General features: G+C 72.4%; 13 protein-coding genes. 9 read left to right on the forward strand and 4 right to left on the reverse strand.

Annotated elements, in window-relative coordinates; all coding sequences use genetic code 11:
• Positions 1–2: 2 nt before the first annotated feature.
• Together AB0I83_RS22745 and AB0I83_RS22750 are read left to right on the forward strand one after the other, a co-directional pair.
• Positions 3–3,473: an amino acid adenylation domain-containing protein gene (locus AB0I83_RS22745; RefSeq protein ID WP_363305899.1), complete on the forward strand. Its 3,471-nt coding sequence runs from the start codon at positions 3–5 to the stop codon at positions 3,471–3,473.
• Positions 3,473–8,107, forward strand: coding sequence for a condensation domain-containing protein (locus AB0I83_RS22750; protein WP_363305900.1), 4,635 nt, complete (start codon positions 3,473–3,475; stop codon positions 8,105–8,107). Before AB0I83_RS22745 ends, AB0I83_RS22750 begins: the two co-directional genes overlap by 1 nt.
• 72 nt (positions 8,108–8,179) lie before the next feature.
• On the opposite strand, the gene AB0I83_RS22755 is transcribed toward AB0I83_RS22750, so the two are convergent.
• The 3 genes from AB0I83_RS22755 to AB0I83_RS22765 form a co-directional block, all read right to left on the reverse strand.
• Entirely contained in the window at positions 8,180–9,445 is a 1,266-nt protein-coding gene (locus AB0I83_RS22755; protein WP_363305901.1) for an ATP-grasp domain-containing protein, read from the reverse strand.
• Positions 9,442–11,904 (reverse strand): ATP-grasp domain-containing protein, encoded by a 2,463-nt coding sequence (locus tag AB0I83_RS22760; protein WP_363305902.1) that lies wholly within the window; start codon positions 11,902–11,904, stop codon positions 9,442–9,444. The genes AB0I83_RS22755 and AB0I83_RS22760 overlap by 4 nt, the downstream gene beginning before the upstream one ends.
• 103 nt (positions 11,905–12,007) lie before the next feature.
• Entirely contained in the window at positions 12,008–13,255 is a 1,248-nt protein-coding gene (locus tag AB0I83_RS22765; RefSeq protein WP_363305903.1) for a condensation domain-containing protein, read from the reverse strand.
• 228 nt (positions 13,256–13,483) lie between these two features.
• On the opposite strand from AB0I83_RS22765, the gene AB0I83_RS22770 reads away from it, so the two are divergent.
• The 4 genes from AB0I83_RS22770 to AB0I83_RS22785 all read left to right on the forward strand — a co-directional run bounded on the left by AB0I83_RS22770 (position 13,484) and on the right by AB0I83_RS22785 (position 17,464).
• Positions 13,484–14,491 carry an LLM class flavin-dependent oxidoreductase gene (locus AB0I83_RS22770; protein WP_363305904.1) on the forward strand — a complete coding sequence of 336 codons (1,008 nt, stop codon included), beginning with the start codon at positions 13,484–13,486 and terminating at the stop codon, positions 14,489–14,491.
• Positions 14,488–14,994 carry a flavin reductase family protein gene (locus AB0I83_RS22775; RefSeq protein WP_363305905.1) on the forward strand — a complete coding sequence of 169 codons (507 nt, stop codon included), beginning with the start codon at positions 14,488–14,490 and terminating at the stop codon, positions 14,992–14,994. The genes AB0I83_RS22770 and AB0I83_RS22775 overlap by 4 nt, the downstream gene beginning before the upstream one ends.
• A 98-nt stretch (positions 14,995–15,092) precedes the next feature.
• Positions 15,093–16,094, forward strand: a complete 1,002-nt coding sequence (locus AB0I83_RS22780) for a beta-ketoacyl-ACP synthase 3 (RefSeq protein WP_363305906.1) — start codon at positions 15,093–15,095, stop codon at positions 16,092–16,094.
• The gene (locus AB0I83_RS22785; RefSeq protein WP_363305907.1) at positions 16,091–17,464 is read left to right on the forward strand and encodes a condensation domain-containing protein; all 1,374 of its coding nucleotides are present in this window, start codon (positions 16,091–16,093) and stop codon (positions 17,462–17,464) included. Before AB0I83_RS22780 ends, AB0I83_RS22785 begins: the two co-directional genes overlap by 4 nt.
• Positions 17,465–17,521: 57 nt before the next feature.
• Here the strand turns inward: AB0I83_RS22785 and AB0I83_RS22790 are convergent, their stop codons facing one another.
• Positions 17,522–18,508, reverse strand: a complete 987-nt coding sequence (locus AB0I83_RS22790) for a LacI family DNA-binding transcriptional regulator (protein ID WP_363305908.1) — start codon at positions 18,506–18,508, stop codon at positions 17,522–17,524.
• Between the two features lie 492 nt (positions 18,509–19,000).
• Here AB0I83_RS22790 and AB0I83_RS22795 point away from each other — a divergent pair, with 492 nt between their 5' ends.
• The 3 genes from AB0I83_RS22795 (at position 19,001) to AB0I83_RS22805 (ending at position 22,369) form a co-directional block, all read left to right on the forward strand.
• The gene (locus AB0I83_RS22795) at positions 19,001–19,921 is read left to right on the forward strand and encodes a sugar ABC transporter permease (protein ID WP_356532209.1); all 921 of its coding nucleotides are present in this window, start codon (positions 19,001–19,003) and stop codon (positions 19,919–19,921) included.
• A gap of 3 nt (positions 19,922–19,924) precedes the next feature.
• Entirely contained in the window at positions 19,925–20,866 is a 942-nt protein-coding gene (locus tag AB0I83_RS22800; RefSeq protein WP_363305909.1) for a carbohydrate ABC transporter permease, read from the forward strand.
• A 162-nt stretch (positions 20,867–21,028) separates the two neighbouring features.
• Positions 21,029–22,369: a sugar ABC transporter substrate-binding protein gene (locus AB0I83_RS22805; protein ID WP_363305910.1), complete on the forward strand. Its 1,341-nt coding sequence runs from the start codon at positions 21,029–21,031 to the stop codon at positions 22,367–22,369.
• Positions 22,370–22,447: the final 78 nt, after the last annotated feature.

The raw sequence follows: 22,447 nt of genomic DNA on the forward strand, positions 1-22,447 counted from the left end.
CCATGACCGCGTTGCTGCCGGAACTCTTTCTGGACCGGGCCCGCGAACACCCCGACGCGCCGGCGGTCGTCTCGGGCCCCGACCAGGTCTCCTACCGCGAGCTCGAGCGCTCGGCCCGCCGGGTGGCGGACGCCCTCACCGGGCTCGGGGTCGAACGCGAGTCGGTCGTCGCCGTGCTGATGACACCGGGCCCCGACCTGGTCGCGGCACTCCTCGGCATCTGGCTGGCCGGGGGCTGCTACCTCCCCCTCGACCCCCACGCCCCGCCCGCCCGGTCGCGGCTGACGGTCGAAGCGGCGGGCGCGCGCCTGGCCGTGGTGGACGAGCAGTGGTCCACGCGGGGGGCCGAACTCTCCCCGCTGACCACCGCCCACCGGGTGGACCGGCTCGTAGAGGCGGGGGACCCGGACACCGCGCCACGCGCCACCGGCGCCCGCCAGGCCGCCTACATGATCTTCACCTCGGGTTCCACGGGGGTCCCCAAGGGCGTCGTAGTCGAACACGCGGGCATCGCCAACCGGGTGCGGTGGGGCGTGCGGGCCCTGGGACTGACCCCCGACGACCGGGTGCTGCAGAAGACCCCGCTCACCTTCGACGCGGCCGGCTGGGAGGTCTTCGGCCCGCTCGTCTGCGGGGCGCCGGTGACCTTCGGCCGGCCCGACGCGGGGCGCGACCCGGCCGAACTGCTCGCTTCGCTGCGCGAGCAGGAGGCCACCGTGGTGCAGGTCGTGCCCACGATGCTGCGCCTGCTGGCCGCCGAACCCGACCTGGCCTCGTGCAAGAGCCTCCGGACGATCTGCTCCGCCGGCGAGCCGCTGCACGCCGAACTCTGCCAACGCGTGCTGAGCCAGGTCGAGGTGGAGATCTGGAACACCTACGGTCCCACCGAGTGCTCGATCGACGTGCTGGCGCAGCGCTTCGACCCGGCGCAGCTCACCGGAGCCGTCCCGATAGGCAGGCCCATCGACAACGCCCGCGTCCTGGCACTCCCCGCCGACGACGGAACCGGCCAGGAGGGCGGTGGCGACGGGCCTGGCGAACACGACCCGCTGGAGCTCTACCTGTGCGGGCCGGGAGTAGCCCGCGGCTACCACGGAGACGCCGCGCGGACCGCCGAGCGCTTCGTCCCCGACGCCGCCGGCCCGCCCGGCTCCCGGATGTTCCGCACCGGGGATCTCGTACGCCACCGCCCCGACGGAGCCCTGGAGTTCGTCGGCCGGGCCGACGCCCAGGTGAAGGTCAACGGCGTACGCGTCGAGCCGGGCGAGGTCGAGGCGGCCCTGGAGGCCCACCCCGAGGTCGTCGAGGCCGTCGTGCGGGCCGTCGACGGGCCCGAAGGCCCCGAAGGCGCCAGGCGGCTGGCCGCCTGGGCGGTCACCACACGCCCCGGCGCGGCCGGCAGCCTGACCGCCTACCTGCGTGACCGGCTGCCCCCCGCGCTCGTCCCGGCCGTCGTGATCGAGGTCGACACGCTGCCCCGGACCAGCAGCGGCAAGACCGACCGCGCACGGTTGCCGGACCCCGACTGGTCCCGCGCGGCCGGCACCGCCACCACCGGGGCGCCGCGCACCCCCGAGGAGCGCATCGTCATGGCGGCCTGGCGGCAGCTGCTCGACGCCGAGGAGATCGGCCCCGACGACGACTTCTTCCGGCTCGGCGGCCACTCGCTGATGCTCACCCGCCTCTCCGCCCAGCTCACCCGCGCATCGGGGCTCGCCGTGCCGCTGCGCGACCTGCACTACGCGTCGACCGTGCGCCAGCAGGCCGAACTGCTGAGCACGGCCTCGAAGGCGCAGCCGATCGTGCCGCTGCCGCCCGGCGCCCGGCTCCCGCTCTCCCACGCCCAGGAACGCTTCTGGGTACTGGACCGGATCAACCCGGGCAGCCGCGAGTACCTGCTGCCCATCCTCGTCTGGCTCCCCTCCGAGGTACCCACTCCGGTGGTACGGGACGCGGTCGCCCGACTCGTCGAACGGCACGAGGTGCTGCGCACCCGCTACGAGATGGACGCGCAGGGCCTGGCCGCCGTCGTCGAGCCCGCCGACCGGGTCCCGGTCGTCCTGCGGGTCGCCGAGACCACGCCCCAGCGGGCGGCCGAGGCCCTCGCCGAGGAGCTGGCCGAAGGCTTCGACCTCGCGGCCGCGCCGATGTTCCGGGCGGCCCTGGTACGGGACGGCGGGCCCGAGCAGCTGCTGCTCCTGGTGTGCCACCACATCATCGGCGACGGCTGGTCGTCCAGGCTGCTCGAACAGGAGCTGCACGAGACGGTCGCGGCGATCCGGGAGGACCGCGAACCGGCCGTCCCGGAAGCCGCACTGCGCTACGTCGACGCCGTGGCGTGGCTCAGGATGCAGGTGACCGAGGAGCAGTCGGCCGAGCAGATCGCCTACTGGCGCGGGCAACTCGCCGACCTGCCCGCACTCGAACTCCCGCAGATCCGCGAACGCGCCGGCCGGCGGGGCATCGACGGTGCCGCGGTCGTCGTGGACCTGCCCGCACGGTCGGCCGAGGCACTGCTCGTGCTGGGCCGCCGGGCCGGAGCCACCCCCTACGTCGTCCTGCTGACCCTCTGGACGATCACCCTCGCCCGGGCCGCCGGCCAGTGGGACTTCGGCGTCGGTTCCCCGCACGCCGGCCGTACCCGCCCTGAACTGCACGGCCTGGTAGGGCTGTTCCTCAACACGCTCGTCCTGCGGCCCGGCCTCGAACCGGACCTGAGCTTCGCCGAGGCGGTCACCGCCGTCGAGCACACGTGCCGGGAGGCCTTCGCCCGGCACGCGGTGCCCTTCGAGGCGGTCGTCGACGCGGTCGCCCCGGCGCGCGAGCTCTCCCGCACAGCACTGTTCCAGAACCTGTTCGCGCTGACCGGTGACGACACCATCGGACAGGTCCCCCGGGACCGCGATCTCGAACTGCTCGGCCGGGCGTGGACGGTGGCCAGAACCGATCTGGCGCTCACCATGTGGCCCCGCCCCGACGGGGGGTACGGGGGAGCTCTGGAGTACTCCTCGGCGCTCTACGACGAGAAGGTCGCGACAGGCCTCGCCCGGCGCATGCGCGACCTGGCCGAACAGTTCGCCGCCGATCCCGACCTGGCGATCGGCGCGGCCCATCAGGACGAGGACGAGGGTGAGGTCGTGCACGACAACAGCACCGACGACGAGGCGGGGACCGCACTGCTGCCGGCCGACGACCCGGCCACGCACCTGGACACCGTCCTCGGCCTCGTCCGCGAACTGCTCGCGCAGACGGACGTGGGTCCTGACGACGACTTCATGGCCCGCGGCGGCACCTCGCTGCTCGCCGCCCGCCTGTTGTGGAACATCCAGAGCGCCTTCGGCGTGGAGGTCTCCATGCGCGTGTTCTTCGACCGCCCGACGGCGAGCGCCCTCGCCCAGGAGGTCGGGAAGCTGGTTCAGCCGCGGCCGGACAACCCGGTCCCGTACGGAGATTCGACAGAGAGGGACGCCTGATGCCGGCCGCCCGGACCCAGGAGACACGGACGATCGAGCGGGCGGACCGTACCGGACCGCTGCCGCTGTCCTCCGGCCAGCAGCAGATGTGGCTGCTGCACCAACTCGCCCCCGCCGGGCGGGCCTATCTGATGACCTGGACGCTCCGGATCTCCGGACGGCTGGACACGGACGCCCTGCGCGGCGCCTGGGGAGCACTGGTCGAACGCCACGAGATCCTCCGCACCCGGTACCGGCAGACCGACGACGTACCCCACCAGATCGTCGACCCGCCCCGGCCGTTCGCCCTCCGCGTCGTCGACCTGGCGGACGAACCCGCCGGTCGCCGTGAGACGCGGGCCGGACAGATCGCCGACTGGGAGCGGAGCCGGCCCTTCGACCTGACCCTGGAACAGCCGCTGCGCGTCACCCTGGTCAGGATCCGGCCGGAGCTGCACCTCATGGTCGTCAACATCCACCACATCGCCTGCGACGAGGACTCCTACCGGATCATCGCCGCGGAGCTGGAAGCGCTCTACGCGGCGCAGACGTCAGGGGTTCCGGCGGCACTCGGGGAACCGCCCGCCCAGTACGCCGACTTCGCCGTGCGGGAGAGGGCCCGGACCACGGACGCCGCGCTCCGCCCGCACCTGGACTACTGGCGTGGCGCGCTCGACGGGGTGACCGACCTGGCGCTGCCGCTCGACCGGCCCCGCCCCGCGCGCCCCGACCGCCGCGGCGGCCTCGTCGAACTGACCGTGGGAGCGGAGACCGCCGAGGCCGTCCACGCACTGGCGTCGGCGCACCGCGCCACCCCGTACATGGTGCTGCTCGCGGCGTACCACGTGATGCTCGGCCGGACCACCGGCAGCGATGACGTGACGGTGGGCATACCCGTCTCGACCCGGACCCCGGACCTGGACGGGCTCCTCGGCTACACGGTGAACACGGTCGCCGTCCGCTCGCGTGGCACCGCGGGCCTGCCGTTCACCGACGTGCTGGCGCGGGTCAGGGAAGGCGTGCTGGACGCCTTCGACCACCGGTTCGTCCCGTTCAAGCGGGTGGTCGACGCGGTGAACCCGGCCCGCGGGCTCGACGGGAACCCCCTCTTCCAGGTGGCCTTCGACATGGAGGACGCCGGCGAGGAGGGTGGCTTCCGGCTCCCCGGCCTGCTGGTCGAGAGGATCGCGACGGACGTCGCGCCGGACGCCAAGTTCGATCTGACCCTGCACACGGCCGTCGCCGCGGACGGCCGCCTCTACGCGCGAATCGAATTCGCCGCCGCGGTCATCGACGAGAAGACCGTACGGGCGTGGGCCGCGGAGTGGGAGGCACTGCTGGCCACCCTGGTCGGCCGCCCGCACGAGCCGATCGCGCCCGGTACCGCCCGGCCCGCTCCTCCCGAGCCGGCCGGGACGGAGTCCGCGCCCGACCACGTACCGGCCACCGCCGTGCCGACCGGGATGATGCACCGGATCTGGACAGAGGTCCTGGAGACGGACCGGATCGGCGGCCAGGACAACTTCTTCGACCTCGGTGGGGACTCGCTTCGTGCCGTCGCCCTGGCCGGCCGCCTGCGCGCGGAGGGCCTGGAGGTGTCGGCCACCGACATCTTCGCCCACCAGACCGTCGAGGAACTGGCCGAGTGGTGTGCGCGCCAGCTGTCCGAGGCGGGCCCCGGCGGCGCCGGCCTCCCCGAAGCGGTGGCACCGTTCGCGCTGTTGGGTCCGGAGGACCGGGCCGCCCTGCCGACGGACGTGGTGGACGCCTACCCGCTCACCGCGACCCAGCTCGGCATGATCATCGAGCTGCGGGCCCGGCCCGACGTCAACACCTACCAGGACACCACCTCGTACCTGATCCGCGACGGCCGGAGGCCGGACGTCGAGGCGCTGCGGCGCGCGGCCCAGACGGTCGTCGACCGGCACGAGGTGCTGCGCACCAGCTTCGAACTCAACCGCTACTCCGAACCCCTCCAACTGGTGCACCGGAGCGCGCGGATCGACGTCGGGTCGACCGAGCACGGAGTGCTCGGCCCGGAGGGCTGGCGACCGGCGCTGGAGGAGTACGCGGCGGGGGAGCGCAGCTCCCCGATGGCCATCACGAGCTATCCGCTGATCCGGGTGCACGCACACACCGCCCGGGACACCGAGGAGTGGTGGATCACCATCACGGAGTGCCATCCCATCCTGGAGGGGTTCAGCTTCCACACGATGCTGATGGAGATCCTCACCGGCTACGGCGAGATCCGGGCGGGCCGGGCGCCCGCGCGGCCCGAGCCGGTGCCCTTCCGGTACGCGGACTACGTCGCCGCCGAGGCCGCTGCCCGGGAGTCCCAGGAAGACCGCGACTTCTGGCGCGGTGTCGTCGAGGGCCGCACCGGGACCGCGCTGCCCTCGGCCTGGCAGGGCGACCGGGCTCTCGCCCGCGAGAGGTACCAGCACACGCTGGACTTCCGGGACCTGGAGGTCGACCTGCGCCGGCTGGCCACCGGGACGGGCACCTCGATGAAGGCGGTGCTGCTGACCGCGCACATGAAGGTCATGAGCATGGTCGCGGCCACGGAGGACTTCTACACCGGGCTGGTGTGCGACGCACGCCCCGAGGTCCAGGGTGCGGACCAGGTGCTCGGCATGTACCTGAACACGCTGCCGTTCGCCATGCCGGCCGAGGCGGAGACCTGGGGCGACCTCGTCAAGGCGGTCTACGACGGCCTGACGGCCATGTGGCCGCACCGGGTCTTCCCCATGCAGGTCATCCAGCAGGAGTTCGGCCCCGGCGGCCGTCTGCTGGACGTGTTCTTCAACTACCTCGACTTCCGCCAGGTCGACAAGTCGCTGATCGACGAGGACGTGACGTACAACGACAACGACAACGAGTTCGCGCTGCACGTCTTCACGATCTCCGGCGTCCTCAAGCTCAACACGACCAGCCACCGCCTCAGCCGCGAGGCCGCGGTCCGGCTCACGGCCCTCTACCGCGAGGTGCTGGAGCGGATGTCGTTCGGTCCGGAGGGGGACGCCCGTGCGGCCTGCCTCCCCGCGGCCGAACGGGAAGGCCTGGTCCGCCTGGACCGCACCGCCGAACCCGTGCCCGAGAGCCGCTCCGTCGCCGAGGGCTTCGCCCGGGTGCTGTCCGAGCGACCGGACGCGATCGCGGTGCGGTACGGCTCCGACGAGCTCAGCTACCGGCAACTCGACGCCCTGGCCGACCGGACGGCCCGGCGACTGGAGGAGCGGGGGGCCGGTCCCGGCGCCCTGGTGGGGATCTCCGCCCTCTCGCCCGGGCGCGGCCCCGACACGGTCGCCGCGCTGCTGGCCGTGATGAGGACCGGCGCCGCGTTCACCCTCGCCACGGCGGACTCTCCCGGCGAAGGTCCGCCGGCCCTCGCCCGCCCGGAGGCGTTGGCCCCCGACGTGGCCTGCGTCCTGCCCGGCACACCGGGAGCGGCCACCGGACCCGGCACATCCGGGACACATGTGTCGCACCGAGCACTGGCCCAGGCGCTGGGGGAGTACCACAGCGAACTCGCGGTGCGCGGCGCCGTCTCGGCGCCGGGATCGTCCTGGCTGTGCGCCGGTCCGCCGGTCACCACCGCGCACGTGATCGGGATCCTGACGGCGCTGACGACCGGCGCCACCGTCGTCATGACGTCCGTCCCGCTGCCCGATGCCGTTCCCGAGATGCGCCGCCTGATCGCCGCCGGCGAGGTGACACACCTGGTCACGACACCGCTGGTGGCCGAGCGCGTGGTCGTCGGCCCGCCCCGGACGTTCACGGCGGTCCTCAGCGGTGACGACGAGGCCGGACCGGCCCTGCCCGAGGCCCTGCGCACCCGGGGCCGGGTGATCGAGACGCTCATGGCCGACGGCCTGATCGCGCCGGTGGCCTACGACGGCGTACCGCCGCGCGGCACGGGTCTCGACGTGGTCGACACCCGGCGACGCCGCGTGCCCGTCGGCGTGGTCGGGGAACTGCGGGTCGACAGCGCACACGACGACCGGACGGTCCACCCCGCCTGCGACGCCGCAGGCCCCCGCCGCACGGGCCTGCCGGCCCGGGTCGGCACATCAGGACGGCTGGAGCCCATGGGCCCGGCCACTACCCACCGGACCCGCGAGCTGCTCGGCCTGCACCCCTCTGTCCTGGACTGCCGGGTGGTCGAGCACCCGCACGCCGACGGGGGCGGGCGGCAACTTGTGGGATACGTCAGGCCGGCGCCCGCCGAGGAGTTCTCCCCGGACGAGATCCGCCGGGCGCTGGCCGGGCGCAGACTGCCCCGCCATCTGATCCCGGACGTCCTGGTGCCCCTGGAGGACTGGCCGCTGACCGCGGCCGGCACGGTCGACCTGGACCTGCTCCCCGAGCCGCCCGGCACCGAACTGCCCGCGGAGCAGCCCGCGAAGCCGTGGGACGACGACTTCGACGACCTGCTGCGGGGTGTACTGACCGACGGTCCCCAGGGCCGCGGACTCGATCCCGACGTACCCCTGGCCGACGCGGGGCTCAGCTCGATGGCGACCGTGGGCCTGATCGTGGCCATCGAGCAGCACTACGACCTCGTCATCCCCGACGACTTCCAGATCGTCGACATGTTCCGTACCCCGCGGATGCTGTGGGAGCAGATCCGCGAGTTCCGCGCCGCGCAGGCCTGACCGTACGGTCCCGCGACGCACGGGGGCCGGTGCCGACATGTACGTCGGCACCGGCCCCCTGGCGTGTGCGCGCTACGCGGACGCGGTGGTCACGATCTCCACGGCGGAGGCCGCCGCCAAGGCGTTGGCGGCGGCCTCCGCCCGGTCGGAACCGAGTGCCACGGCCTCGCCGGCGCGGGACCAGGAGCTGGTCAGGGGCACCACGGACCCGCCCGGTTCGACGGACATCCAGATGTCGACGACCCCCGGGAGGGCGCGAGCGGCGTCGAGGCCGCGGATCTCCCGCACGGTGCCGGGCACCGCGTCGAGGAAGCGGACCGCCGCCCCCCGGACGGGGGTGGCGGCCATCGTGGGCGGCCGTCCCTCCAGCACGTCGAGGAGGCCGCGGACGAGGTCGCTGTCGTAGGCGAGCGCGATCAGCAGCGGGATGTAGTCCCCGGGCAGCCGGGCGGCGCACTCCAGCAGATGCGGCGTGCCGTCGCGCAGGATCCACTCGGCGTGCAGGATGCCGCTGCGGAAGCCCGTGGCGGCGACGAGGGTGTGCATGGCCTTCTCGGCGGCCGGAACGCCCTCGGCCGCGGCGGGTACGACATGCCCGCGCTCGACCGGATGGGCTCCCGGGTAGAGCTGTGTCTCGGTCGTGTTGAGGAAGACCACCCGGCCTTCGTGCACCAACGCCTCGACGCTGAGCTCGTCGCCGTGCAGCCACTCCTCGGCCACGTACCGGGCGGCCCCGGCGCGTTCCGTGCGCAGGTGCGCCTCGTCCGCGGACGCCGTCCGCCGCCACGCCTCGGCGGTGTCGTCCCCGGAGCCGAGGAGCTGGATGCCGACGCTGCCCTGGAGGTGCGTCGGCTTGAGCACGCACTCACCGCCGTGCGCGTCGCGGAAGCGCGCCACGTCCTGCGGGCCGTCGACCCGCACCCAGTCCGGCTGGGCGATGCCCTGCCGCTCCACCCGTTCGCGCAGCAGGGACTTGTCACGGAACGCGCGGACGGCCCGGGGGCTGCCGTTGGGCAGCCCCCACGCCTCGGCCAGTTCCGCCGCCGCCACCACCGTGTACTCCAGGCCCGGCAGTACGGCGCGGACCGCGGCCGGCCGATCGACGTGGCCGGCGAGGCGCGCCGCGTTCGCCTCGTCCTGCACCGGGGCCTCGACCATGCCCACGGCGCAGCGGAACCGCTTGAGCTGCGCGGCCACGTCCCTGGCCGCGCACATCGCGGGTTCCTCGACCACCAGCACCGAACCCGGTGGCAGCACCCGCTCCAACTGGTTCAGCAGGCCGACGCTGAACCCCAGGACGACATGGGAGATTCCGGGGGACTCCATGAAAGCGCTCATCGCTCCTCGGCAGGGTTGACACGGACGTGGATCCGGCTGACCGCCTCGTCCAGGGCGCGGTCGCACGAGGCGGCGTCGTCGCCGGTCGCGATGACGGCGGCGAGCCGCGGTACGACCCCGCGCGGCGGGAGCAGCAGCGGCTGCCCGGGTTCCGCCAGGGCGACCGCCCGCTCGACGCCCGGCACCCCGCGCGCGGCGGACACGTCCAGTTGTTCGACCGTGCCGTCCTGCTCGGGGTAGAGGAAGCGGACGGCGGCGCAGCGGTCCCGGGTCGGCCGCAGATCGGGGACGGTGCCGAGCGCGGCGTCCAGGGCGGCCGCGGTCAGATCGACGCCGGTGGCCAGCCGGCCGAGCAGCGGGATGAAGTCGCCGCCCAGCCGTCCGTTCAGCTCCACCACGCGCGGTCCGCTCGGGGTGAGCCGGAGTTCGGCGTGCGTCACCCCGGACGTGACCCCGAGTGCCGCGTGGACACGGGTGACGGTGTCGATCAGCTCATCGGCCCACGGCTCCTGGCGCCACGGTGACACCAGGTGCCCCACCTCTTCGAAGAAGGGCGGATAACCGATCCGTTTCCGTGCCACGTTGACGCAGTGCACCTCACCCGCGAGCACCACGCTGTCCACACTGATCTCCGGGCCGTCCAGATACTCCTCGATCATCAGACCCTCCAGTGCGTCGAGGCCGACGAACGCGGCCCCCTCCGCGTGCCGGTGGACCTCGTCGAGAGCGTCGGGGGAGCGGGCCAGCACCACGCCGCTGCTGCCCGCCAGGGCACGCGGCTTGACGACCACCGGATAGCCGATCCGGCCCGCCGCCTCGTGGGCCTCCTCCAGGGAGTGCACCACCGCGTAGCGGGCGGACGGCAGTCCGGCCCGCTCCAGCAGCCGCCGGGTGCGCAGCTTGTCCCGGCAGTTGCCGACCGCCTCCGGTGTCATGTGGGGCAGCCCCAGACGCTCGGCCGCCTCGGCGGTCCGCTCCAGAAGCACCTCGCTCCAGGTCAGCACACCGGCCGGCCCGCTGTCCCCGGCCAGCAGCTCGGTCACCGCGTCGGTCAGGGCGCCGACGTCGCCGGTGTCCACGACCCGATGGTCGGTGAGGTACGGCAACTCCCATTCCGCGGAGGTGCCGTCGACCGTCATCACCCGGCTGTGCGCCGCCGCGTCCTGGAGCGCGTACTCCCGGTACGCCCGGCCACCGGTGCCGACGACGACGACACGCGCCGGGCGGGCGGGGTCCACCGGCTCGCAGCGGAAGTCGAGACGTTCGAGCGTGCGGTTGATCGCGCGCTCCACCTCCGCGGAGGAACGGCCCCGGAAGCGGAAGCGCGCGCCCGAGTGCTCGTATCCCGGAAGGTCGGCCAGATAGCCCCCGGGAGCGGGAAGACGCTCCGCGTACGGCCCGTCCGCCAGGGGTGTCTGCGATGTCGCGGCCGTGACCCGGCACGGGCGTGCGGCGGGCGTCGGAACGAGCAGCCAGCCGGCGTACGCCCCCTCGTCCCCGCCCGGCTCCCTCCAGGGCGAGTACGCCGGCAGCGGCCTGCCCATCTGCACGTCGACGGCGGCCGCCATGAGGTCCACGCCGTGCACCTCGCGCCAGACGAACGGGACCTCTGCGCCGCCCGGGCGGGCGCCCACCTCCAGGACGTGGAGCACCGGGTCGGGGCTGTTGTCGGAGGCGAAGAGCTCCAGATGGAAGACCCAGGGGTCGGACGACATCGCCAGCACGGCCCGCCGGGTGAACTCCTCGATGTTCTTGAGCAGCATCGGGTCGTCGATCTCGGCCGAGCCGAGTGCCTCGCCCCGGGTGAAGTCCAGGCAGGTGTTGACGTACCGCGACGCACGCCAGACCCGCAGGTCACCACCGTCGACCACGCCGTCGACGTGCAGGATCTCGTGCGGGAGGTAGGACTGCGCCATGAGCGGGACGCCCGCGGGGAAGACGTACGCGTCGAGTTCCGCGGGGCCGTCGAGCCTCGACACGTGCGAACTCGCGGTACCGCGTACCGGCTTGAGGATCACCGGCCAGCCGTGCCGCCGCGCGAACCCGGCGACCGCCGCGTGGTCGGGGGCCGCTTCGGCGGCGGGCACCGGGACGTCCCGCGCGGCCAGCCTCCGCGTCATGGCCAGCTTGTCGCGGAAGGGGTGCAGGCCGGCCCGGGTCTCGCCGGGCACCCCGAGTTCCTCGCGCAGCTCGGCGGCCACGTCCAGGTCCACCTCGTGCAGGGCGATGACGCGCTCGGGCCGGCCGTGTTCCTCGATCAGCCCGTCGACCGCGGCGCGGACCGCTCCCCGGTCCTCGGTGCTCCGCACGACCGCGACGCCGGCCGCCGCGTCGGGCAGCACCGGCCTGGCGCGCGCCGTGGTCACGTAGCTGACCCGGAGCGCGCGGTGGTCGAGGTAGGAGGCGTAGTCGGCGTAGGAGTCGGTCCAACGGTGGAGGACGATCACATGGGCAGGCACAGGAGACTCCATGAACGGAAGGTCGTGGTCTGGATCGGGAGGTGAGCCGGATCAGGAGACGGACCCGACGGCGGAGCCGGCCCGGCCGCTCGGGCGGCCCGTATCAGGTGGCGTCCGTCAGGCGGGCCACTGTTCCCTCCAGCAGCTCCCGGGTGAGCGAGTCCGCGAGCCCCATGGTGCGGAGCCGCAACTGGAGCGACTCGCCCCCCTCGGCGGTGGCCCGCAGGTAGCAGGGGTGCCCGATGCGGGAGAAGGGCGACTCCCTGACCGTCTCCGCCCCGTGCGCGGAGCCCGGCGGTGGCGCGGCACCGGTGAGGAAGTTGAAACCGAGGGACGCCTCGTACGGCTCGCGTCCGGCGCGGACCTTGTCACGCAGGGCGTCCATCTCGTCCACGTCGTACATCCCGTGCCGGTAGGCCAGCAGGCTCTGGGTGTGGACGTGGCCCACGTACGCCGCGAAGTCGTCCGGGGCGGGGTCCACCGATGCCGCCGTCCACTGGTTCATCGAGCTGACCACGGTGTTCCACGGGGGGACGAAGCGGTTGGAGGACATCAGCTGCACGACCGCGGCGCCCGGTCCGGCCGTACGCGCCACGTTCCAGGCGAAGGCGGCGAGCACCACGCTGGACACCGGGACCGACAGCCCGTCCGCGAACTCCCGCGCCCGCCGGTACACCTGCCGGGAGCGGACGGAGTACTGGAACGCCGAGCCGGGCGGCGCCGGGGGGCCGGTCGCCGAGAGCGACGCGGCGGAGAGCCCGAAGATCCGCTCCCAGTACGCCGTCAGCGCGGCGCGGCGGGCGCTCCGGCCCTCGGAGCGCTGCCACGCGGCCAGCCCCCGCGGAGTGGTGGCCGGGGCGGCGCCGGCCGGCGCCGCCCCTGCCAGCGCGGCCCGGAAGTCGGCCTCCAGCACCCCGTTGCTCCAGCCGTCCGCCGTGATGTGGTGCTGGATCATCACGACCACCCTGGGACGGCCGTGCCGGGTGACGACACGGAACCGCCAACTCGGCGCCACACGCAGGTCGAAGGGCTCGGACGCCAGTCCGTCGACGAGAGCGTCGAACTCCTCCGGACGGCACTCGACCACACCGGAGTCCACCCGGTCGAGGAAGGGCAGCACCCGCTGTGCCGGTGCGAACGTGTCCGTCAGGTCGTAGGCGGTACGCAGCGACTCGTGCCGGCCGACGAGCGTGAGCACGGCGTTCTCGACCTCCCGCGCGCTGTGGTCCTCGTCCTCGGGCAGCCGCCAGAGCGACTGGGTGTTGGCCTCGTGCCATCGGCCCCTGCTCAGCTCCCGGACGTCGCGCCAGACGGAGAGCTGGCCGTAGGAAAGGGGGGCGGGCTCATTCACGGACGGCTCCGTTCGTTCGCACGACGCTGTCGCCGGTACCGGTGACGTCGCGTCAGCCTAGGAGGGCCGCCCGGCGCGGGAACAGGCAAGCGGGCGGCAGCTTCGGCGCTCCGGACGACAGGCAGCAAAGTTGCCTGCGGGCTACCTGGACGCATCGCGTCCGCCCCGCCCATCGTGGGTGCCCCGGTCCCGGACGGCGGGGCGGAGAAGATGACGAGAGGTGGCTTTGTGGCCGACGAAGCGCCGGGCCTCCGGCTGTTCGCGACGATCCCACCCCCCACGGGTCCCGGCGGGTATGTGCGGACCGTCAGGCAGGCCGCGCGGTACGCGGAGTCGGCGGGCTTCACGGGCGCTCTCGTCTACTCCGACAACAACACCGTCGATCCGTGGGTCGTCGCGCAGGAGGTGCTCGCGGCCACGGAGGGCTTCGTACCGCTGGTGGCCCTGCAACCCCTCTACATGCACCCGTACACGGTGGCGAAGAGGATAGCCACCTACGCGTCCCTCTACGGACGCCGCATCGCCCTCAACCTGGTTGCGGGAGGCTCCGTCGGTGACATCGCGGCGCTCTGCGACGCCAACAGCGCACACGACGACCGGTACCGGCGCCTGACGGAGTACGCACAGCTGATCGGGCTGCTGCTGACCGGCCCCGGCCCGGTGACCTTCGAGGGCGACTACTACCGGGTGCGTGCTCTGCCCCTGTCACCGGCGCTGCCCCGGAGTCTGGCGCCCGAGCTGTTCATCTCCGGTTCCTCCGAGGCGGGACGCCGGGCCGGGCAGACGCTGGGAGCGGTACCGGTGCGCTATCCGGAACCGCCGGGCGTCGCGGATCCGGAAGCCGACGGTGACCGAAGGGGCACGGGTGTCCGGATCGGCGTCATCGCCCGCGACACCGACCAGGAGGCCTGGGCCGTGGCGCACGAGCGCTTCCCTGCGAGCCGGGCGGGGCGCCTCGCACAGCGGGCGGCACGCGGGGTCTCGGACTCCCAGTGGGTGGCGCGCCTTTCCGTCGCGGACGAGTTCCCCGGCGGGCCCGACAGCCCGTACTGGATGGGGCCCTTCCTGAACTACGCGACGTACTGCCCCTACCTGGTGGGCAGCCACGAAAAGGTGGAGAAGGAGATCAGCGGCTACCTGGACGCCGGATGCGGGACGTTCATCCTGGACACGGCGCGCGCGGACGACGACTACGCCGTGATCGCGGCGGTCTTCGACCGCGCGCTGAAGCGGTGAGCGCCGATGCGGGCCTCGCCGTCGGCGCAGCCGATCCGGTCGCCCTGCGCCGGGTCTTCGCGGCCTTCCCGACGGGGGTGACGGCGCTGGCGGCGCTGGTCGACGGGGAACCGGTCGGCATGACCGCGTCCTCCTTCGTCCCCGTGTCGCTCGACCCGCCGCTGGTCTCCTTCTGCACCGCGCTCACCTCGACCACGTGGCCGAGACTGCGCGGCGCCGCACGCCTCGGGATCAGCGTCCTGGGCGGAAGCCAGGAAGCGGCCAGCAGACAGCTCGCCGCCCCCGGTCCCGAACGCTTCGCCGGACTCGCGTGGTACCGGACCGCCGGGACCGCCGTCCTGCTCAGCGGCGCCGGCGCGTGGTTCGACTGCTCGGCAGAGCGGGAGATCGCCGCCGGGGACCACCGGATCGTCATCCTGCGGGTGCACTCCATGGGCGTCGATCCGCGGGTTCCGCCCCTGGTCTTCCACGGCAGCCGGTACCGAAGACTCGCCGGGCAGTGACTCCCGCCGAGGTACGGGCAGCCGGACCATGACTCCGTCGGCCCGCGATCCCCCCGGCGGCACCGGGAAGCAGCACACTCGCAACGAAAGGCAGACTGATGCCGCAGTACACACATGCGGGGGAACGCCCCCGGCAGGCGAGGATCGCCGCGGTCGGCGGATACCGGCCGCGCCGCGTCGTCGCCAACGAGGAGGTCTGCCGCGACCTCGACTCCACCGACCAGTGGATCCGGCGCAGGACCGGGATCGAGACCAGGCGCTTCGCCGGGCCCGACGAGACGCTGGAGGCGATGGCGGCGGCCGCCGTCGACAAGGCGCTCGCCGAGGCAGGAGTGGCCCCGTCCCAGGTCGGGGTGGTCATCGCGGCCACCATGTCCTACCTCTACCAGGCGCCTCCGCTGGCCACCCGCATCGGCGCCCTGCTCGACGGGTTCCACGGCGCGGCGTTCGACGTGTCGGGGGCCTGCGCGGGGTTCGGTCACGCACTTGAACTCGCCCGCACCCTGGTCGTCTCCGGCAGCGTGGACCACGTCGTTGTGGTCGGTGCCGAGCGGATGTCCGACATCATCGATCCTGCCGACCGGTCCACCGCCTTCCTCTTCGGCGACGGTGCGGGGGCCGTGGTGGTCGCACCGTCGCGGGAGACCGGCATCTTCCCCCCGGAGTGGGGAAGCGAACCGGCGGGCGCCGACGCCATCGCCCAGCCCGATGCCTGGCACTGCGGACCCGGGCAGCCGGAATCCGCCGACCGCCACCTGAGGATGCACGGACAGGAGGTGTTCCGCTGGGTCACCGACTCCGTCCCCGCAGTCGCGACAGGCGCACTGGAGCGTGCGGGCCTGGGCGTCCAGGACCTCGCCGCGTTCGTACCGCATCAGGCCAACCTGCGGATCATCGAGACCCTGGTGAGAGCGCTCGCCCTGCCCGAGCACGTACGCGTGGCGCGCGATGTGGTCGAGGCAGGCAACACCTCCGCCGCGTCGATCCCGCTGGCCCTCGAATCGCTCCTGGCACAAGGGCAGATGTCGGGGCGCCCGGCACTGCTGCTCGGATTCGGCTCGGGACTCGGCCACTGCGCCCAGGTGGTGATCCTCCCGTGACCACGGACCGGGCCGGCCGGGCGGCCCAGGCACCGCCCGAGCGGACCGGACCGCTCACCTGGGTCCAGCGGCTGTGGCTGCCCGACGCCCCGGACCGCCAGATCGCCTCGCACGAGGACAACCAGTTCCGCGAGCTGTCCCTCGCCGTCCCCCTGGAACCGGGCAGCGCGCGCCGGGCGGTGCGCGAGGTCCTCGCCCGTCACGAGGTCCTGCGGAGCCGCATCGTCGGCCTCGGAGCCGAGGCCCTCCAGGCCGTGGACGCCGTCGAACCCGGGTACGAACAGGTGCTGCGGAGCGTCGACCTCGACGGGTGGGAGGAGGCCGTGTCCGAGGCCCGGCGCACGTCCTTCCGGCTCGCCTCGCAATGGCCGCTCAAGGTGCTGACGGGGACCCGGGAGGGGAAGGTCCGCCGGGTCGCCGTGGTGGTCGATCACTGGGCATCCGACGGCCTGGGCGTTCTCGCGCTGCTCGACGACCTCGCGTCGGCGCTCGACGCCCGTGCGCGGGGCGCCGACTGGGTGACGGCGGGACCGGTGGAGCAGCCGATCGACCTCGCCCTCTGGGAGTCGGCGACACCCGCGGGGGCCGCGCACCTCGGACGGGCCAGGACCTACTGGCGGCAGCAGTTCGAGCGGCTGGCACGGGACCTCGCCGACTACCGGCCCGCGCCCGTGGAGGAGCCACCGCCCGGCCGGGCCCCGCTGTGCTTCCCGGGCTGCACGATGACCTCCGTCCGGCTCGCCGAAGCGGCGAACGCGGTCGCCGAACGGCTGCAGGTGCCGGTCGCGGCGGTGTACCTCGCCGCCTTCAGCAGCGCCGTCGGTGCCGCCGAACGAGTGGGTGTCGTCGGTACGTTGATGCTCTCGGCCAACAGGCTCACGCCGGCGGCCATGCGCTCGGTCCGCAACGCCGTCATGAGCGCGCCGGTCGTCCTGGCCGTGTCACGGCCCGGAGGATTCGCCGAGACCGTGGTGCGGGCCGCCGCCCAGCAGACCCAGGCCTTCCGGTACGCCAACGCGGATCACCGGCTGACCGGGGGTATCGCCGACGAGGTGCTCGGGGACCTGCGGGACAGCGCCGTCACCAGCGCGGTCTTCAACTTCATGCCGGAGGCCGCCCTGCGGGGCGACCGCGTACCGGACATCGCCCGGCTCGCCCCGTTCGACGTCCTGGAACCGATGCCGCCCCGTGCGACCGCCGCCGCGCGTATGTTCATGGTCGTCCTGCGGCAGGACCGGGTGACCCTGACACTGCGCTGGCGCGAGGACACGAGCTGGCAGCACGCCGCCGAGCCGATGGTCCGCTACCTGGTGGACCTCATCACCCACGAGGCCACGCCCGGTGCCGAGGTGCCCCGCTACGGCGGCTGAGCCGCGGCTCGGGTCGCCCGGCGACGTGTCCCGCCGCCAGGGACGACGGGAGTACGTTCAGGCGGGCGGCGGCGGAGCCGTGCTGGCCCTGACGACGAGCCGCGTCGGGACCAGGGTGGTGCCGCGCTCCGTCGTCTCGTCGCGGATCTGCCGCAGGACACCGTCCACGCACAGCCGGCCGATCTCGGCGAAGTCCTGGTGGACGGTGGTCAGCGGCGGAAGGAACGACGAGGAGTCGGCGATGTCGTCGAACCCCACCACACTCACGTCGTCCGGCACCCGTCTGCCGTGTTCCTGCAGGGCCCGGAGCACGCCGAGCGCCATCTGGTCGTTGGCCGCGAAGATCGCGGTGCAGGAGGGGTCCGCCGCGAGGACGAGCCCGGCCTCGTACCCCGAGGCGGCCGACCAGTCGCCACCCACCGGGGGCGGAACCGGGCGTCCGGCGTCCCGAAGCGTCTGCCGCCAGGCATGGGCGCGGCGTTGGGCGGCGAACGACTCCGCGGGCCCGGCGACGTGCACCACGCTGCGGTGCCCGAGGTCGAGCAGGTGCTGTACGGCCGCCCTGGCACCCCCGGACTGGTCGGTGTCCACGACGCTGTAGCGGTCGCCGGCGTCGGAGTCGGCCACCACCACGTGGGTGTGCGGCGGCAGCGATATGGCGGCGTCCAGGAGCCGGACTTCCATGATCACGATGATGCCGTCCACGACCTGCTCGCCCAGCACGGCGACGGCTCCCCTGACCCCGGTGCTCGTGGGTGTCGCGACGGGGAGCAGCGTGATGGCGTAGCCCTCGTCGGCCGCTGAGGCGGAAATGGCCTCCAGGGTACGGACGTTGCCCGTGGTGGCCAGGGTGAACAGGATGACGCCGAGGGTGCGGAACCTCCCGCTCTTGAGGGCGCGCGCCGCACTGTTGGGCCGGTAGTTCAGCTCCTTCATGGCGCTGAGGACGCGTGTCCGGGTCTCCTCCGACACCATGGAGTGCCCGTTGGACACGCGGGAGACGGTCTGCGAGGAGACTCCGGCCAGACGCGCGACGTCGGCCATGGAGGCCTCCTTGTGAGGAGGCCGGTCCGTGGCTTGTTCCTTTCCCTGCACTGCGTCTGCCTCCGTCGTGGTCTCCCGTGCGCCTTTCGCCGTGCGGGAGGCGTTCTTCCGGCCGCGGGGGCGCTTTCCCGCAGGTGCCCCGAAGGGATGCCGGGCGGGGACGCGCCCTGGCTCCGCTCGGTCTGCGGGTCGTACCGTGTGCGGGCCGAGGGGCCGGGCCACCGGCATTTTTACCACTTGCGGACACGCGTTGCCGACACTCGGGCCCGGTGTGCGGGCGCCGTTGCGCCACCCGGCGCGGGGACGGCCTGAATCCAGGCCTTGACCATGAGGGAGCAGGCGTGTAGACATCACCTCACCGATAAATGTTTACGTAAACATCGCAGCTGGGTGTTTACGTGAACATCGACCCTCCCGAGCACAGCGCCTCCACGAAGTCCGGTGTCCCATCCGGCCGGGGCCATGCTCGACGCCGGACCAGTAGGAGTACCCATGACGGCCGTCACGCCGCTCACGACCGGACGCCGCCCACCAGCGCGAGGCTCCCGCGCGCGGCGCGGGCAGGTCGGCTGGGTCTTCGTAGGGCCGTTCATGGCCGTCTTCGCCTTGGTGTTCCTCGCCCCGATCGCCTACTCGCTCTACCTGAGCTTCTTCCGCGACCAGTTGGTGGGCGGGACGTCGTTCGTCGGCCTGGACAACTTCCAACGCGCCTTCGCGGACGACCAGTTCTGGGCGGCGGTGGGCCGGGTCACGCTCTTCCTCGCGGTGCAGGTGCCTGTCATGCTCGGCCTCGCCCTGCTCATAGCCCTGGCGCTGGACAGCGGCAGGATCTACGGGAAGAGCTTCTTCCGGATCTCCGTCTTCCTGCCCTACGCCGTGCCCGCCGTCGTCGCCACCCTGATGTGGGGCTTCATCTACGGCACCCGGTTCGGGCTGGTCGCGAACATCAACGACACCTTCGGGGTCACGCTGCCCGACCCGCTCTCGCCGTCCCTGGTACTGGCGAGCATCGGCAACATCGTCACCTGGGAGTTCATCGGCTACAACATGCTGATCTTCTACTCGGCCCTGCGCGTCGTCCCCAAGTCCCTCTACGAGGCGGCCGAGATCGACGGCGCGGGACCGTGGCGAATCGTCACCGCGGTCAAGATCCCCGCGATCCGCGGGGCCCTGGTGATCGCCACGATCTTCTCGGTGATCGGCAGTTTCCAGCTGTTCAACGAGCCGAGCATCCTGCAGAAGCTTGCGCCCAACGCCATCACCACCTACTTCACGCCCAACCTCTACACCTTCACGCTGTCCTTCTCCGGCCGGCAGCAGAACTACGCCGCCACCGTCTCCCTCGTCATGGGTGTCGTCACGATGATCATCGCGTACGCGGTCCAGCTGCGCGGCATGCGAAAGGAGGCGTGAGCGATGAGCGCACCTTCCTTCACCGCCGAACCGAAGCCCCGCCGAACCACCCACCGGGCCCCGGCGCCCCGCCGTGCCGCGCGCAGACACCACTCGCCGGGCCGACCGCGACGCAGCATCCTGCTCACCGCGCTCCTCGGGCTCACCTCCCTCTACGCGCTCATGCCGCTCGCCTGGCTCTTCGTCAACGCGACCAAGACCCAGAAGAGCCTCCTCGACTCCTTCGGCCTCTGGTTCAGCGGCGACTTCGCGCTCTGGGACAACATCACGCAGACGCTCACCTATGACGACGGCATCTTCGTCCGCTGGTTCCTCAACACCCTGCTCTACGTGGTCGTGGGCGCGGGCGGAGCCACCTTCCTCGCGGTCCTCGGCGGCTACGGCCTGGCCAAGTTCGACTTCACCGGCAAGCGCGCCGTGTTCGCCACGGTCATCGGCGCGGTGGCCGTCCCGGCCACGGCGCTGGCGGTCCCCACCTTCCTCATGTTCAGCAAGATGGGTCTCACCGACACTCCGTGGGCCGTGATCATCCCGTCCCTGATCTCGCCGTTCGGCCTCTACCTCATGTGGGTGTTCGCCGCGGAGGCCGTTCCCACCGAACTGCTCGAAGCGGCCAGGATGGACGGATCCGGCGAGCTGCGGACCTTCTTCCAGGTCGCCCTCCCGCTGCTGAGCCCCGGCATCGTGACGGTCCTCCTCTTCACGATGGTGCAGACCTGGAACAACTACTTCCTGCCCCTGATCATGATCAAGAACCCGGACTGGTACCCGCTGACGCTCGGCCTCGACGCCTGGAACGCGCAGGCGTCGACCGCGGGCGGCACGCCTGTCTTCAACCTGGTCATCACGGGCTCGCTGATGACCATCGTGCCGCTCATCGTCGCGTTCCTGCTGCTCCAGCGCTACTGGCAGTCCGGACTGGCGGCGGGCAGCGTCAAGGGCTGACCGCACCCCGGCCCCGGCCGGCCCCTCGATCCCCGTGCCCCGGAACCGGTCCACCCGGCCCCCGGCCCGCGCGGCGCACCACCCTCTCCATCTCCCGCACCACCCCGAGTGCGGGCGCTCGACGGTTCGTGAACCACCATCACCACAACGGAGTGAAGCGATATGAGAACCATGACCAGGCGCACGATGCGCGGTCTCGGCCTGCTGTGTGCGGCGGCGCTGAGCCTCACGGCGTGCGGGTCGTCCGACGACGCCGGTTCGGACACGACCGTCACGGGTGGTGACCTCAGGGCGGCCCTCAAGGAGGGCGGCTCGATCACGGTGTGGGCATGGGAACCGACGCTGAAGCAGGTGGTCAGCGACTTCGAGAAGGAGTACCCGAAGGTCAAGGTCAAGCTGGTCAACGCCGGCACCGGCAACGACCAGTACACCGCCCTGCAGAACGCCGTGCAGGCCGGTTCCGGGGTGCCGGACGTCGCGCAGATCGAGTACTACGCCCTCGGCCAGTTCGCCCTCGGCAAGTCCCTCGAGGACCTCGGCCGGTACGGCGCCGCGGCGCTGAAGAACGACTACTCGCCCGGACCGTGGAGCTCGGTCTCCGTCGGTGACGCCGTGTACGCACTGCCCATGGACTCCGGCCCGATGGCGCTCTTCTACAACAAGAAGGTGCTCGACAAGCACTCGATAGCCACGCCGACCACCTGGGACGAGTACCTGGAGGCGGCCCGCGCCCTGCACGCCGCGGACCCGAAGGCGTACATCACCAACGACACCGGTGACGCGGGTTTCACGACCAGCATGATCTGGCAGGCCGGCGGGACTCCGTTCAAGACCCGTGAGACCGAGGTGACGGTCGACCTCACCGGTGACAAGGGAGTCGCCGCCTTCACGAACATCTGGCAGAAGCTCATCGACGAGAAGCTCCTCGCGCCGATCAGCCCCTGGAGCGACGAGTGGTACAAGGGACTGGCTGACGGCACCATCGCCACCCTCCCGATCGGCGCGTGGATGCCCGCCAACTTCGCCTCCGGCGTCGAGTCCGCCGCGGGCGACTGGCGCGCCGCCGCGCTCCCGCAGTGGAAGAAGGGCGCCGAGGTCAGCTCCGAGAACGGCGGCAGCTCCCTCGCCCTCATGAAGGCCGGCAAGAAGAAGGACCTGGCCTACGCGTTCAACCAGTACGCCAACCACGCCGAGGGCGTCCAGGCGCGCATCGAGGCCGGTGCCTTCCCCGCCACTACGGCGGACCTGTCCTCGCCGTCGTTCCTGGACACGCCCTTCCCGTACTTCGGCGGCCAGAAGGCGAACGAGATCTTCGCCCGCTCCGCCACCCAGGTGCCCGAGAACTGGTCCTACCTCCCCTTCCAGGTGTACGCGAACTCCGTCTTCAACGACTCGGTGGGCAAGGCGTACGTCTCCGACACCAAGCTGGCCGACGGGCTGAAGCAGTGGCAGGAGGCCGCCGTCACCTACGGCAACGACCAGGGCTTCACCGTCAACAAGTGACGTCCAGCCGCTGAACCGGCACAGGGGCGGTCGCCCGTCCGACGGGCGGCCGCCCCTGTGCCGTACTCGCACCCCGTG

Origin of the sequence: Streptomyces sp. NPDC049970 (assembly GCF_040660235.1) — a bacterium.
Lineage (GTDB): Bacteria > Actinomycetota > Actinomycetes > Streptomycetales > Streptomycetaceae > Streptomyces.